Raw genomic sequence first — 13,435 nt, 5'->3', positions numbered from 1 at the left:
CGGCATGTTCTTTAATCCATCTATTTACCCCAAATATCAGCACTCAATCAGTGCATCTTTATCAGCAGGACATAACCCCTATGACGGCGGCTCTCAGACAAGATATTCCAGATCGGCGATCGGCTCGAAGAACAGCTTACCGAACCTCTACACTGCCCAACCTTCGCCCCCCTGAGCCTCGCCGCCCAGAGTCTGCTAATGCGTTTGACCTGAAGCCGCAGGTTCGCCCTACGCCCAGGGTCACCCCGCTGCCTCAGCCGCGACCTGTGCCAGCGTGGCTAAAGCTTTTGATGAAGGTGCAGCAAGGCTCTACGGTGATGACCTTGGTACTGATGGGTGCTGTCCTGGCAATTTATGGCTGGACGGTTTTTACGCAGCAGCGCTGGGGGCAGGAATATCGTCGGTGGGGAGCGCTGCAAAAACAGGAGCAGCAGTTGATGGCAACTAACGAAGTTTTGAAAAATCAGATGGCGCAACAGGCAGAAACCCCAAAGACGGGCTTAGTGGCTCCTAGCCCCAGCAGCATGATCTTTTTGGCACCTGCTGCCCCTCGTCCTGCTGTCCAGCCCGATATCGAAGCCTCTACCCCCGATCTTCTGCCTAATAAACCCCTGGGCTATTAAGGGCTTGTCCGCTTGGCGATAACATTTAGTGACAACGTAGTGACAACATGGCTCTTTCTTTTCCTCCTTCAGGTGCGCGGCGGCGGCGACCCGATCAACGTCGATCGCCTATTCGACGACCTGCCCATACTCTTGACGCTATCTCTAAATCGCGCCTAGTGATCGTTTGGAGCGTGCTGATGTTTGGCATGGCGCTGCTGACTGTGAACCTGCTGCGCATTCAGATTTTCGAGGCATCCATGCTTCAGGAGCGGGCAAAGGGGCAGCAAATGATCTCGATGAGCGCTGCGCTACCGCGTCGTCCTATTATCGATCGCACTAATAATGTGCTGGCGATCGATCGCCCCGTTTATACGCTGTTTGTTCATCCCGTCATGTTTAAAAAAGAGAAAGAAGCGATCGCGGCGGCTCTTTCTCCTCTGGTTAACAAGCCTGCTGTGGATTTGCTGCAACAGTTTGGCACTGCTGAAACAGGCATTCGGATTGCCGATTTGCTCACCGAAAATGCCGCTAGCAGCATCAACCGTTTGCAGCTAGATGGCATGGATTTAATTGAAGAACAGCAGCGGCTTTACCCTCAACAAAATTTATTCGCGAATGTGGTCGGTTATGTTAACCAAGACCGCCAAGGACAGGCTGGGATAGAATTATCGTCGGAAAAACTATTGCAGCGTCCAACGGGCGCAATGCAGTTGAATCGTTCGGGCGACGGCTCGATTATTCCGATTAACTTACCAGAAGATTTTCTCAAAAAAGATGAACAGCGGCTCAAATTGACTGTAGACAGCCAGTTACAAAGAGCTTCTCAGTCTATTTTGAAGCAGCAGCTTGAGGCATATAGCGCCAAACGGGGTGCAGTGCTGGTGATGGATGTGCAGGACGGATCGTTGATTACGATGGCTTCAGAGCCGTCCTATGATGCCAACAAGTATTACGAGGCTTCACCAGAGAGCCGTAAAGATTGGATCTTGAGCGATTTGTATGAGCCAGGTTCGACCTTTAAGCCCATCAATGTGGCGATCGCTCTGGAGGCAGGTGCGGCTCAGCCTACGGATACCTTCTACGACGAGGGCGCGATTAAAGTGGGCGGCTGGACGATTCAAAACAATGACTTTGAATCTCAGGGCGGACGGGGCAATCTGACCATCGCTGATATCCTTAAATACTCCAGCAACGTCGGCATGGTGCATTTGATGAATAAGCTGCAAGCAGGGCTTTACTACGGCTGGCTAGAACGACTGGGGCTAGACCAAGAAACTGGCATTGACCTCCCTGCGGAATCGGCGGGGCAAAGCAAAGGCTATGAGCAATTTACCGAGTCACCTATTGAACCTGCAACAACTGCCTTTGGGCAAGGGCTTTCGCTAACCCCGTTGAAGTTACTCCAACTGCACAGCACGATCGCCAATGGCGGCAAGCTGATTGTTCCTCATGTGGTGCAAGGGCTTTATAGTCCAGACGGCGAGATGCAATGGGAGCCAACTCGTCCTCAGCCTCGCCAAATCTTTTCACCCCAAACCACCAGAGCGGTGCTGAAGATGATGGAAGAAGTTGTAACCGATGGCACAGGGGAAGCAGCGCAAATTCCGGGCTATCGGGTTGCGGGTAAAACAGGAACATCGCAGAAGGCGGCTGCCAACGGTGGATATATTGATGGGGCTAGGATTACCAGCTTTGTCGGTATCTTTCCAGCCGAAAAGCCCCGGTACGCGGTTCTGGCAGTGTTTGATGAGCCGCGAGGAGAGAATGCTTTTGGGGGAACAGTAGCCGCTCCGGTTGTGAAAGCGGTAATCGAGCGGCTGATTTTGTTGCAACAAATTCCACCTACTGTGCCAGTCAAAGATCCGATCGAGGCTCAAGTTGAGGTTCAGCCTCCTTCTCCCTAGACTCATGAGTTGGCGGTTGCTCAGAATCCGTAGCCGTGGACAACCGCCATCCGGGTTTCAGAACTTGACGGGCACGAGCAATGACTAAGCACTGATCAGGTACATCCTCGGTCAAGGTTGACCCAGCAGCAATATTGACATCTGAGCCGATAGTGATGGGTGCGACCAAGACGCTGTTTGAGCCAGTTTTAGTGCGATCGCCAATGACAGTCTTGTGCTTCTTCACGCCATCATAATTCGCGGTAATGGTTCCTGCACCCACATTGACCTGGGTGCCAGCAGTCGTGTCACCCAAATACGACAGGTGCGCCACATTGGTGCGATCGCCCAGGGTAGAATTCTTTAGTTCTACAAAGTTCCCCACCCGGCAGCCTTGCCCCACTGCGACGTGTCCTCTCAAATGAGCGTAGGGGCCAATTTTGGTTTTGGCTTGAACCGCACTATCTGTAATCACAGAGTATCGAACAGTCACATTCTCCCCAATCTCGCTATTCTCCACCAGGCTACCAGGCCCAATTCGGCTGCCTGTTGCAATCACCGTCTGTCCTCGCAGGTGAGTTTGGGGTTCAATAATTACATCTGGCTCAATCTGAACCGTATCGTCAATGGTGATACTTTGGGGATCAATCAATGTTACTCCAGCCGCCATCCAGCCAGACTTGATACGAGTTTGCAAAATTTCGGCGGCAGTGGCAAGTTGCAGGCGATCGTTGATACCCAAAATTTCCTGCTCATCAGCAACATCAACCGCCATAACAGGCGACATAAACTTGACTACATCGGTTAAATAATATTCCTGCTGATCGTTGTCAGTCTGAAGCTGGGGCAGTGCCCGAGCCAAATCCAGCCAGCGGAAGCAATAAATCCCGGTATTAATCCGCCGATTTTGCCGCTGCTCTGGTGTGCAATCTCGATCTTCGATAATTCGGGTTACAAGCGGGGTCGCCCGATCGCCCTCTTCGCAAAACACCCGCCCATAGCCTTTGGGTTCTGCCATTTGCGCTGTCAAAATAGTGGCGGCATTGCCGTGTTCTTGGTGGGTTTTTAGCAGTGACTCCAGGGTTTGAGGACGGAGCAGCGGCACATCGCCATTCAGCACCAGCACATCGCCTTCAAAGTCTTGCAGGTGCGGAATAATTTGCTGAACTGCGTGCCCCGTCCCCAATTGCTCGGTCTGTTCTACAAACGTTAAGTCCTGCTGAGCTAATGCGGCTCGTACTTGATCGCTGCCGTAACCCACGATCACAAGCAGCCTTTCAGGCTGAAGCGTCGCGGCACACTTCAAAACGTGCCCCAAGAGCGATCGCCCCCCCAACTCATGCAAAACCTTGGGCAGCCGAGACTTCATGCGAGTGCCCCTTCCCGCCGCCAAAATTGCTACTGCTACCATGCTGTACCTGCCATTCTTTACCCAGCCCATTCTTTACCCAGCCCATTCTTTACCCAGCAAAGTATATCAAGCTGCTGCAATCTGTGCCCTGGTAAAATCTGTGCCCTAGTAAGTTTTATAGAATGTTCCTACTGGCGCCTACCTCGATTTTGTCTATATTTTGGCTTCAAGCTCATTACACAGCACCTTAACTAGTTATGCTCGCTTAGTGATCTTCGTAAATGCTTAGGCAGGGCGCGGCAATGCTAATTCGAGCAGATTTCTGGCAGCTAGGGTTCTGGCTCTGGGGAAGTCCTGCGATCGCTGAAGAATAGTATCGTCAGAAATATCGGGTTTTATGATGCGCACCACAAAACCCGAATCGCCATCTATTAAGCCTCAGCTTCAGATTTACTGATCTGGATCTCCAGCAGCGTTCCCAGGTGTATTCTCAGAAGTTCCTGAAGGCTCTTGACTTGAATCATTTACACTATTTGATTCAGTAGCGCTTGGTTCGCTGTTACTAGAATCAGGAGTGGTAGGTGCAGCGGGGGCAGGTGCAGCAGGTGCAGCAGGGGCAGGGGCAGCAGGGGCAGGGGCAGGCGGCACATTTATTTGCACATCTGGAGCTTGTATGACTGGTGCAGCTTCTTTAGTGCGTTCGATCGTGCGTTCGATAATTGTGGTGTTGCGCTGGGGTTGAGGAGAGGCAGGCGCAGTTACAGGCGCAGCCACAGGAGCAGTATTTGTCTCGCTGCGAGTGGTGAGATACAACCCGCCAGCAACCAACCCCGCTATGGCTGCAAAAGCTAAACCAATGACCAGACCACTAGCGACTCCATTACTCTCACGGATTTCCTCTCTGGCATATTGATCGCTGACAACCTGAGAACGATCAGTAGACTGTCCGTCAACGTAGCCATCTCGGTATGAAACTTCATCCGGTGTCACTTTACGACCATGAACATTATCTTGAGAATCATTGCTGTCAAATGAATTAGCGGGACGCTTGTTAGTCATAACTTTCTCAATATCCTTGGATGAGTGCCTTGTCCACAATGTAGCCTTGGCAACAATTCATTCAAGTCAGTACTTAGAGAGAGTTACTTATCATCCTAAAGATAGATCTCCTATGGATGAGAGGCATGATTTGAATCTATGGACTGGAAGTAACTACTGTGCTTGCTTGCTATCTTTAAAGGTAGCGGGAATAGCTGATGCCAAGCTCTATTCAGGAAGTTGAAGCGATTGGCGTTGCTACCTTTGAATCTAAAAATTAATGCAAAGAATAATGTTTATCTCTTGAATTTGTTTTCCCTGAGCCGTCAAACCATTGCTTTGTTACTAATCAAGCCTAGATAAGAGTTGATTGTTAGATTCGCAAAGCCCCACTAAGCTAGAATAGCCCAATTATTATTTTACTTAAACTTATCGGTTCAACGTTCAATCACTTGGATATTTTGCCTTAGCAAATATTCGATCTAAAGTTATCTAATTGAAATTTCTACTCAAATTTTTAGGTCTTAAACCTCTATGCCTTTATCGCCAATGAGCCGCCTTTCAATCTTTGTAGACGGGAACAATATGTTCTACGCTCAGCAAAAAAATGGTTGGTTTTTTGATCCAAGGCGAGTGTTAGAACACTTCACCAACGATCCAGATTTAATGTTGATCAATGCTTTTTGGTACACCGGACTCAAAGATTCACAAGATCAAAGAGGCTTCAGAGATGCGCTGATTAGTTTAGGGTACACCGTTCGCACTAAAGTTCTTAAAGAATATTATGACGATAACTCTGGGAAATATTCACAGAAGGCAAATTTAGATATTGATATTGTCGTAGATATGTTTAATACCGTTGATCAATACGATCGCGTCATTTTGTTTAGTGGTGATGGTGATTTTGAACGGGCGATCGAATTTTTGCGATCGAAAAGTACTCATATTACTGTTGTTTCAACTGAAGGCATGATTGCTCGAGAGTTGCGCAATGCCACCGATCGCTATGTTGATTTGAACGATATTCGAGATCGGATTGAGAAAGTAGAGAGTTAATGAATTGAGTGGCTTTTAGAACGAGTAGGACGAGTTTGGGAGAGGGCATGAATAACAGGCTTCATCAAGAACAGGAACGCTCATCCTGCAAAATCGCGGTGGTCGGCGATGTTCACGATCGCTGGGATGAAAATGACGAAATTGCCCTGAAGCATTTAGGGATTGATTTAGTGCTGTTTGTGGGTGATTTCGGTAATGAAGCCGTGAGCGTGGTGCGGGCGATCGCTCAGGTTAATTTGCCTAAAGCCGTTATTTTTGGCAACCACGATGCCTGGTACTCGGCAACTGATTGGGGTAGAAAAAAATGTCCCTACGATCGCCAAGTAGAAGACCGCCTTCAGCAACAGATCGACTTAATGGCAGCGGTTCATGTGGGTTACAACAAACTAGATTTCCCAACATGGGGCTTTACAATTGTGGGCGCTCGCCCGTTTAGCTGGGGCGGTTCTGTCTGGAAAAATGAAGAGTTTTATGATTCTAAGTTTGGCGTGAAAAGTTTTGAAGAATCGACCCAGCGCATGATGGAAAACGTCGTAGGTGCTGCCCACGATACCATCATTTTTATGGGACACTGTGGTCCTTTAGGGCTAGGCGCAGCACCCGAAGATCTCTGTGGCAGAGATTGGCAGCCCCTGGGGGGGGATCATGGTGATCCAGATTTTGCAGCAGCGATCGCCCAAACCCAGGCGATCGGCAAAACAGTTCCCTTAGTTGCATTTGGGCATATGCACCACACCCTTCGCCATACCAAAAAACAAATCCGCAAGCGCCTCGATCAGCGCGATGGGACAATTTACCTCAACGCCGCTAGCGTGCCCCGCATTATTCAGACGGAGGCGGGTTGGCAGCGAAATTTTTCGGTGGTGACGCTAGTGGATGGCAGGGTGAAGACCGCGGATTTAGTTTGGATCGATCAAGATTGGGCGATCGCTTCCCAAGAAGTCCTTTACCAGCAGCCTGCTCAACACTTCTTAGTGCAGAAGCTATCAGAACGCTGATTCAGTTAAATGCAGGCTCTAATCTAAAATCCGAAACCCAAAATGGGGTAAGATAAGCAGTGCCGCCTTGGAGAGGTGGCAGAGTGGTCGAATGCGTTCGACTTGAAATCGAATGTACCGAAAGGTACCGAGGGTTCGAATCCCTCCCTCTCCGTTGGTTTGTGGGTCGTTGGTTCGTGGGTCGTTGGTTCGTGGGTCATCGGTTCGTTAGAGCTTGGAGCGCTGGGTGAAAAACCTGGTGCTCTTTTTATTGATTGTTTGCAGAAACTCCTAATTCTAATGAATTCCCTACCCTAGCGATAATCAGGATAACGAGAGGGTGACTCAGGTACGCGGCGCGGCGGATTCTTGGTAGCTGGCGGCTCTGAATGCAATTGCTGACGACCATTGCGCACGACTCGCATCATTTCGGTTAACTGTTGCTCCATGTCTTGCAAAACGCGATCGGCATAATCATCTGCTCCCGCTTGAATTTCCTCACATTCTGCCAATGCTCGCCGCTGCATTTCATCCAGTTCTTGCTGCGCCCGCCGTCGCATTTGGTCAATATCCGCCAGGGTTTGTTGCTGAATCGTGTCGCATTCCTGCTGCACCTGCTGCCGAATTTGCATTGCCTCCGTCTCCGCTTGGCGCACTAAACCCATGTCGTTTAAAATTTGGGCGGCACGCTGCTCGGCGGCAGCAATAATTTCTTGGGCGTACTGCTCGGCTTCTTGCAGAATGTCTTCTTTATGAACCACAATTTCGGCAGCTTCTTGAAACGCCGAGGGCAAGTTTAACCGCACCAGGTCTAACTGTTCTAAAAACTGCTCCTCATTGATCAGGGTTCGTCGGCTCAAGGGCACGCGCGGGCTGTCTAGAAGGATTTCTTCTAGCCGATTCAGTTCTCGCTGTAGGTCTACGCCTCCTAGTCTCATAGTGTCTCCAGGGATGGATCGATGGGCTGCCCCTCCGTTGCTTGAACCGTGGGTGGGGCTATGGGAGCTCGTTCCTCTAAGATCTTGTTCTTGGCGAAGCATTGGTAAATATCTAAGACGACAGGGGGAGGGACAAGGTGTTCGATCGGGCCGCCAAACTTGGCAATTTCTTTGACGACGCTGCTGCTCAGGAAGCTTTGTTCGGTAGAAGTGGCGAGAAAGATGGTTTCAATATCGGCTGCTAGGGTTTTGTTGGTGTGTGCCATTTGTAGCTCTAGCTCAAAGTCTGAAACGGCGCGCAGCCCTCGAAGCAATACCTTAGCTTGCCGAATTTTTGCATAGGTCACTGCCAAGCCCTCAAAGCTATCGACTTCAAGATTAGGTAAGTGCCCTGTAGACTGGCGAATTTGGCGGGTTCTTTGCTCCACTGAAAAAAGGGAAGTTTTATTGGGATTGCGAAACACTACCACGATCACCCGCTCAAAAAGCTGACAGCCGCGCTCAATGATGTCTAGGTGACCTAGGGTAATGGGATCAAAACTGCCTGGGTAAATTGCAATCACAGTAAGGGGCTGCTTTCTCTTTTTAGCGTTCGTCGAATGTAGCTTGCTATAGCGTTGAGGCGACTGTATCAGGCGGCTGTATCAAACGTTTCTATCATCACACGTTGGGGGGAACCCTTTGACAGGAAACCCACCAATCCAACTTTTAAGCTTGGCGACGGAGGAAGGGAAGTAGGCGATCGCTCACTTTTTCATGCCAATCTTCTTGGGGATAATGTCCGACTTCTTCGAGTTGAACTAATTCTCCCTCTTTCAGGGAGGCAGTAAAACTTTGCGCCAAACTTAACGGCAGCCAAGGATCTTTAAGACCCCAAGCGACTAGCGTGGGATGCTGCCACTGAGAAAACCCTGCAAGCTCAGCAGTTACCTGTGAAAGCTGCATGTTTTGGATAACTGCCTGCAAAGAACGTCCGGCTTCTGAGCTTTTGAGAAATGGACGGCGGTAGATATCTAAATCAGTGTCTTCTATGCGGTAGCCGCCGCCGCCTTCAAGGGTGCGATCGACCAATAAGGGATCTTGGGTCAGCACCTCGCCCAATAGCGGCAGTCCAAATAGCTTAATTTTCCAGGGAAGCTTTGCCTCTAGGGCAATTGGGGCATTTAAAATTGCCAGGCGTTCGATTTGCTCAGGATGGCGTAGGGCGTATTGCAGCCCCATCGATCCCATAAACCCTTGAACAACTAATGAGAACCGCTCTAGCTTGAGAGCATCGAAGAAAGCTTCCAGTGCCGTGATATATGCCTCTGGGGTGTAGGTAAAGGTGCGGCGATCGGGCTTTGATGAGTAGCCAAACCCAATCCAGTCAGGGGCGATCGCTCGGAACCCATACTCCGTGAGGGCGGGTAACACATGTCGCCATCCGTAGCTCTGTGACAGCAACCCATGCAGCAAAACTACAGGCGGCTTGTCCGACACATTGATCGGCACTGCCTCCCGGTAAAACCAGGTTAGTGCCCCCACCTCAAGGCGATGCTCTTGCGTTGTCACAGATATTTTCCCAAATTTTTATATTGTGTTTGAGCTTACCCTGACCCAGGGTACGAGGGCTAGGGGTAACGACTAAGCGAATCGCCTTCCTGGGATTTAGACGCTTCTACAAATTTAGAAATGGAGTCAAATCATTCAGAGATTAACGTAAACTAGGCTTCACGTAAAAAAGAGGATCAAACCATGACTCGCGCCATTATGGAAACCGACAAAGGCACCATCAACATTGATTTTTTTGATGCTGAAGCTCCCAACACCGTCAAAAACTTCTCAGATCTAGCCAACAAAGGCTTCTACAACGGACTCAAATTTCACCGCGTGATCCCCAACTTTATGGTTCAAGGTGGCTGTCCTGAAGGTACGGGTACGGGTGGTCCAGGCTACAACATTAAGTGTGAAATCAACTCTCTTAAGCACAAAGCTGGCACCTTATCCATGGCTCATGCCGGACGCGACACTGGAGGGAGCCAGTTCTTCATTTGCCACTCTCCCCAGCCCCACCTAGACGGTGTTCATACCACCTTTGGACAAACCAATGATATGGATGTTGTGAATGCTATCCGTCAGGGTGACAAAATTGTGTCTGTCACCATTCAGGGATAAATTTTTAATCGAGGAATCCAACTAGATACCAGGGGTAGCCCCCGTGCCTACCCCAAATTCTTGCAACCCTCATCCCATCTCGATCGCGGGAGAGCAGGGACGAAAGCACGATCGAGATAGTCTTAGTCCAGTAGACTTGCTCCCTTAGACTTGCTTCCTTGGACAGTCTTACCCCTACAGCAGAGGAACTAAAAATGGCAGACTGGCAACTCATCTCTGGCGGCGTAACTGCCCCTAAAGGCTACCAAGCCGCAGGCATTGCAGCAGGGCTTAAACCCTCTGGGGCCCCAGACTTGGCTCTGATTTTGTCTGATGTGGATGCGATCGCCGCTGGCGTTTTTACGATTAGTCAAGTCAGAGCCGCTTGCGTTGATTACTGTCGCCAATGCCTTCAGGTTAAGCCTTCTGCCCGTGCCATCCTCTGCAATGCTGGACAAGCTAATGCGGCGACAGGGGCACAGGGCTGGGCAGATGCTATGGAAAGTGCTCAACTTCTGGCAGATGCTCTTAATGTCTCCCCCGACCTTGTTCTAGTGGCTTCGACGGGGGTCATTGGTCAACGGATCAAAATGGAGGGGCTGCGCGCTCACATGCCTCAACTGGTCGCAGCGGCTTCCGCGACTGGCTCAGACCAAGCGGCAGGGGCGATCGTCACAACTGATCTAGTGCCCAAATCGATCGCCCTCGAAACCACGTTTGACGGTCGCCCTGTCCGCATTGGCGGCATCTGTAAAGGCTCTGGCATGATCCATCCCAACATGGCGACTTTACTAGCCTTCGTCACCTGCGACGCCGCAGTTTCGTCGAACCTTTGGCAACAAATGTTGAGCCGAGCGGCAGATAAAAGCTTTAACCAAATCACTGTAGATGGCGATACCAGCACTAATGATTCGCTGATTGCTTTAGCCAATGGACAGTCGCGCACCCCTGCTATCACAGAACCGGGAGCCGATGCTGACAAGTTGGAAGCGATGCTGACCGAGGTTTGTATCTACTTAGCAAAAGCGATCGCCCGGGATGGTGAAGGGGCAACTTGTCTGCTTGAAATCCAAGTTTCGGGCGCAGTCGATGATGCCTCAGCTCGCCAAATTGCAAGAGCGATCGCGGGGTCAGCCCTTTTTAAGTCGGCTGTGTTTGGACGTGACCCTAACTGGGGCAGAATTGCGGCGGCGGCTGGACGGGCGGGGGTACCTTTTGAGCAAGACAATTTGCGCGTGCAGCTTGGAGATTTCCTGCTGATGGAACATGGGCAACCCTTAGCGTTCGATCGCCCCGCTGCCAGTGCTTACATGAAAACAGCCGCCGCCGGGGAATATCTAAAGAGTGATACTGTTTTAGTCAAAGTCGGCGTGGGCAGTGGTGGTGGCAGCGGCATCGCCTGGGGCTGCGACCTCAGCTATGACTATGTCAAGATCAACGCCGAATACACGACTTGATAGACAAACTTATGAATTCCTCTCCCAATCAATCTGTCTGGCATTACAAACCCTGGTGGTGCCAGCCTTGGTCGATCTTACTCACCGGAACTACGCTCATTAGTGGCAGTTGGGTACTGTTGCATACTCTTTGGGTGACGCTCCTTATGGCTGTTCCTATTTTGACCTGGATGATCTTTTTCGTAGGCGTTTACCCACGGTTGTTTCTGCAAATGCAAGACAAATCCGGCAATCTGGAAGATGAAATTAACCCATCAAGCTAAACTGGTAAACACGGTGATTGGGTATACTGACGCAATCATCCTGTTGATTTAAGGTTGCCAGCCGTGATTGCTAGTCTTTCGTTTGTTAATTCCGTTGAGCCTGCCGCCCCGTCCCGCTTAAAAGGCTGGCGAGGGCTGATTGAAGAATATCGCGCCTACTTGCCAGTGACTGCCGCCACACCAGTCGTAACCTTGCTAGAAGGTAATACGCCCCTGATCCCAGCTCCAGCGATCGCCGCTCATGTTGGCAAAAATGTTCAGGTCTGGGTCAAATATGACGGTCTTAACCCCACAGGTAGCTTCAAAGACCGGGGGATGACTATGGCGATTTCTAAAGCCAAGGAAGAGGGCGCAAAAGTCGTGATTTGTGCCAGCACAGGCAATACTTCAGCCGCCGCCGCCGCCTATGCCCGACGTGCCGGAATGCGGGCTTATGTGCTGATTCCCGATGGCTATGTGGCGCTGGGCAAACTCGCACAGGCGCTGTTGTATGGAGCAGAAGTTTTGGCAATTCAGGGCAATTTCGATCGCGCGTTAAACATTGTTCGAGAAATGTCGGCACGCTATCCCGTGACGCTGGTAAATTCGGTCAATCCCTATCGGTTAGAGGGGCAGAAAACAGCGGCATTTGAGATTGTGGATGCTTTAGGAGATGCACCGGACTGGCTCTGTATTCCAGTGGGCAACGCAGGCAATATTTCGGCGTACTGGATGGGCTTTTGCCAGTATCATCAGGCAGGTCAGTGCGATCGCCTGCCTCAAATGATGGGTTTCCAGGCAGCAGGAGCGGCTCCGCTCATTCTGGGTCATGCGATCGAGCATCCTGAAACCCTAGCAACTGCGATTCGCATTGGCAATCCAGCCAGTTGGGATAAAGCTGTAGCGGCTAAAGAAGCCAGCCGGGGACAGTTTAATGCGGTCACTGACGAAGAAATCTTAATGGCTTATCGGCTGCTGGCATCAGAAGAAGGAATTTTTTGTGAGCCAGCCAGTGCTGCTTCGGTGGCAGGTTTACTGAAAGTAAAAGATCAAGTTCCAGAAGGCGCAAAGATTGTTTGTGTGCTGACTGGGAACGGCTTGAAAGATCCTGACACAGCCATTAAACATTGCCAAAACCAATTTAAGACCGGGATTGAGCCAAACTTGTCGGCGGTAGCGCAAGTGATGGGGTTTTAGACTGGGGCTGAACGGTTTCGTGAGTGATTACAACGGTTTGACGCTGTATTTCTGCTTGTTCAGTTTGGTAACGATTGGTGCGTTCTCGGTTGAGGTATTCGATGGTATCACCGAGGGCGGTGGTCAGTGCCTGTCGCGTTTGCGCATGGTTCGCTTGCTCGGCTTTGAGAGCTTGAGCTAGGCGATCGCGCTCTACCCAAGCCTGCATGAGTTGTGCCTGGAGGTCGTCACTGCTTTGTAGGGACTTTGCCGTTTGCTGAACCGCTTCCTGAATTTCGGGTAGGCGATTTTTTATCACCCCAGACGTTTCAAAATTACCCTCAAAGCCTATCATCGGTGACTCTTGAAGCTGTTGAATTTCGGCTTTTAAGACATTGACGTTTTGCCGAGCCAAATTTGCTTCGGCGCGTCGTTGTTTCGCTTCGGTTTCATAAAGATTGTGCCATTTCGCCGCACTGGCAAACGCCTCCTCTCGTTCTTGCGCAGCCTCGGTCAACTTCTTTTGCAGAATCTGAATTTCATCAATCCACTGCTTGACTTCCTGAATCATGGCTTTGC

Annotated in this window: 14 protein-coding genes and 1 tRNA gene; 9 read left to right on the top strand and 6 right to left on the bottom strand. The window is 50.4% G+C overall.

Annotated elements, in window-relative coordinates; all coding sequences use genetic code 11:
* The first annotated feature begins 80 nt into the window (after positions 1 to 80).
* On the top strand, positions 81 to 623 hold the full coding sequence (locus KME11_09970; GenBank protein MBW4515539.1) for a hypothetical protein: 543 nt from the start codon (positions 81 to 83) through the stop codon (positions 621 to 623).
* Positions 624 to 670: 47 nt separating this feature from the next.
* Positions 671 to 2,509, top strand: a complete 1,839-nt coding sequence (locus tag KME11_09965) for a penicillin-binding protein 2 (protein ID MBW4515538.1) — start codon at positions 671 to 673, stop codon at positions 2,507 to 2,509.
* Here KME11_09965 and glmU read toward each other — a convergent pair.
* The gene (gene glmU / locus KME11_09960) at positions 2,460 to 3,899 is read right to left on the bottom strand and encodes a bifunctional UDP-N-acetylglucosamine diphosphorylase/glucosamine-1-phosphate N-acetyltransferase GlmU (GenBank protein ID MBW4515537.1); all 1,440 of its coding nucleotides are present in this window, start codon (positions 3,897 to 3,899) and stop codon (positions 2,460 to 2,462) included. The two genes, KME11_09965 and glmU, sit on opposite strands and share 50 nt — an antisense overlap.
* Before the next feature lie 390 nt (positions 3,900 to 4,289).
* A complete protein-coding gene (locus KME11_09955; protein ID MBW4515536.1) occupies positions 4,290 to 4,898 on the bottom strand; it encodes a hypothetical protein in 609 nt (202 codons plus the stop codon).
* 528 nt (positions 4,899 to 5,426) lie between these two features.
* Here KME11_09955 and KME11_09950 point away from each other — a divergent pair.
* The 3 genes from KME11_09950 (at position 5,427) to KME11_09940 (ending at position 7,085) form a co-directional block, all read left to right on the top strand.
* Entirely contained in the window at positions 5,427 to 5,933 is a 507-nt protein-coding gene (locus KME11_09950; GenBank protein ID MBW4515535.1) for an NYN domain-containing protein, read from the top strand.
* Between the two features lie 47 nt (positions 5,934 to 5,980).
* A complete protein-coding gene (locus KME11_09945; protein ID MBW4515534.1) occupies positions 5,981 to 6,931 on the top strand; it encodes a TIGR04168 family protein in 951 nt (316 codons plus the stop codon).
* A 69-nt stretch (positions 6,932 to 7,000) separates the two neighbouring features.
* Positions 7,001 to 7,085: transfer RNA gene (locus KME11_09940), tRNA-Ser, on the top strand.
* Positions 7,086 to 7,224: 139 nt separating this feature from the next.
* Here the strand turns inward: KME11_09940 and KME11_09935 are convergent.
* From KME11_09935 to KME11_09925, 3 genes are all read right to left on the bottom strand, one after another.
* Entirely contained in the window at positions 7,225 to 7,848 is a 624-nt protein-coding gene (locus KME11_09935; GenBank protein ID MBW4515533.1) for a hypothetical protein, read from the bottom strand.
* The gene (gene coaD / locus KME11_09930; protein MBW4515532.1) at positions 7,845 to 8,411 is read right to left on the bottom strand and encodes a pantetheine-phosphate adenylyltransferase; all 567 of its coding nucleotides are present in this window, start codon (positions 8,409 to 8,411) and stop codon (positions 7,845 to 7,847) included. Before coaD ends, KME11_09935 begins: the two co-directional genes overlap by 4 nt.
* A gap of 145 nt (positions 8,412 to 8,556) precedes the next feature.
* Positions 8,557 to 9,399: an alpha/beta fold hydrolase gene (locus KME11_09925; GenBank protein MBW4515531.1), complete on the bottom strand. Its 843-nt coding sequence runs from the start codon at positions 9,397 to 9,399 to the stop codon at positions 8,557 to 8,559.
* Positions 9,400 to 9,582: 183 nt separating this feature from the next.
* Here KME11_09925 and KME11_09920 point away from each other — a divergent pair, with 183 nt between their 5' ends.
* From KME11_09920 to KME11_09905, 4 genes are all read left to right on the top strand, one after another.
* Complete coding sequence (locus tag KME11_09920) at positions 9,583 to 10,002, top strand: peptidylprolyl isomerase (GenBank protein ID MBW4515530.1); 420 nt, start codon at positions 9,583 to 9,585, stop codon at positions 10,000 to 10,002.
* A 194-nt stretch (positions 10,003 to 10,196) separates the two neighbouring features.
* On the top strand, positions 10,197 to 11,438 hold the full coding sequence (gene argJ, locus KME11_09915; protein ID MBW4515529.1) for a bifunctional ornithine acetyltransferase/N-acetylglutamate synthase: 1,242 nt from the start codon (positions 10,197 to 10,199) through the stop codon (positions 11,436 to 11,438).
* Positions 11,439 to 11,449: 11 nt separating this feature from the next.
* Complete coding sequence (locus KME11_09910; protein MBW4515528.1) at positions 11,450 to 11,701, top strand: hypothetical protein; 252 nt, start codon at positions 11,450 to 11,452, stop codon at positions 11,699 to 11,701.
* A 54-nt stretch (positions 11,702 to 11,755) separates the two neighbouring features.
* Positions 11,756 to 12,877 carry a threonine synthase gene (locus tag KME11_09905; protein MBW4515527.1) on the top strand — a complete coding sequence of 374 codons (1,122 nt, stop codon included), beginning with the start codon at positions 11,756 to 11,758 and terminating at the stop codon, positions 12,875 to 12,877.
* Here the strand turns inward: KME11_09905 and KME11_09900 are convergent.
* Positions 12,822 to 13,427, bottom strand: coding sequence for a hypothetical protein (locus KME11_09900; GenBank protein MBW4515526.1), 606 nt, complete (start codon positions 13,425 to 13,427; stop codon positions 12,822 to 12,824). The two genes, KME11_09905 and KME11_09900, sit on opposite strands and share 56 nt — an antisense overlap.
* Between the last annotated feature and the right edge of the window lie 8 nt (positions 13,428 to 13,435).

Origin of the sequence: Timaviella obliquedivisa GSE-PSE-MK23-08B (genome assembly GCA_019358855.1) — a bacterium.
GTDB classification, from domain to species: Bacteria; Cyanobacteriota; Cyanobacteriia; order Elainellales; family Elainellaceae; genus Timaviella; species Timaviella obliquedivisa.
Note: the sequence above shows the minus strand (reverse complement) of the source record. Positions and strands in the feature narration are given on the sequence as shown.

Excerpts from the sequence above, each read along its gene's own strand:
- KME11_09970 (MBW4515539.1), top strand. The coding sequence starts at position 81 with ATGACGGCGGCTCTCAGACAAGATATTCCAGATCGGCGATCGGCTCGA.
- KME11_09965 (MBW4515538.1), top strand. The coding sequence starts at position 671 with ATGGCTCTTTCTTTTCCTCCTTCAGGTGCGCGGCGGCGGCGACCCGAT.
- glmU (MBW4515537.1), bottom strand. The coding sequence starts at position 3,899 with ATGGTAGCAGTAGCAATTTTGGCGGCGGGAAGGGGCACTCGCATGAAG.
- KME11_09955 (MBW4515536.1), bottom strand. The coding sequence starts at position 4,898 with ATGACTAACAAGCGTCCCGCTAATTCATTTGACAGCAATGATTCTCAA.
- KME11_09950 (MBW4515535.1), top strand. The coding sequence starts at position 5,427 with ATGAGCCGCCTTTCAATCTTTGTAGACGGGAACAATATGTTCTACGCT.
- KME11_09945 (MBW4515534.1), top strand. The coding sequence starts at position 5,981 with ATGAATAACAGGCTTCATCAAGAACAGGAACGCTCATCCTGCAAAATC.
- KME11_09935 (MBW4515533.1), bottom strand. The coding sequence starts at position 7,848 with ATGAGACTAGGAGGCGTAGACCTACAGCGAGAACTGAATCGGCTAGAA.
- KME11_09920 (MBW4515530.1), top strand. The coding sequence starts at position 9,583 with ATGACTCGCGCCATTATGGAAACCGACAAAGGCACCATCAACATTGAT.
- argJ (MBW4515529.1), top strand. The coding sequence starts at position 10,197 with ATGGCAGACTGGCAACTCATCTCTGGCGGCGTAACTGCCCCTAAAGGC.
- KME11_09910 (MBW4515528.1), top strand. The coding sequence starts at position 11,450 with ATGAATTCCTCTCCCAATCAATCTGTCTGGCATTACAAACCCTGGTGG.
- KME11_09900 (MBW4515526.1), bottom strand. The coding sequence starts at position 13,427 with ATGATTCAGGAAGTCAAGCAGTGGATTGATGAAATTCAGATTCTGCAA.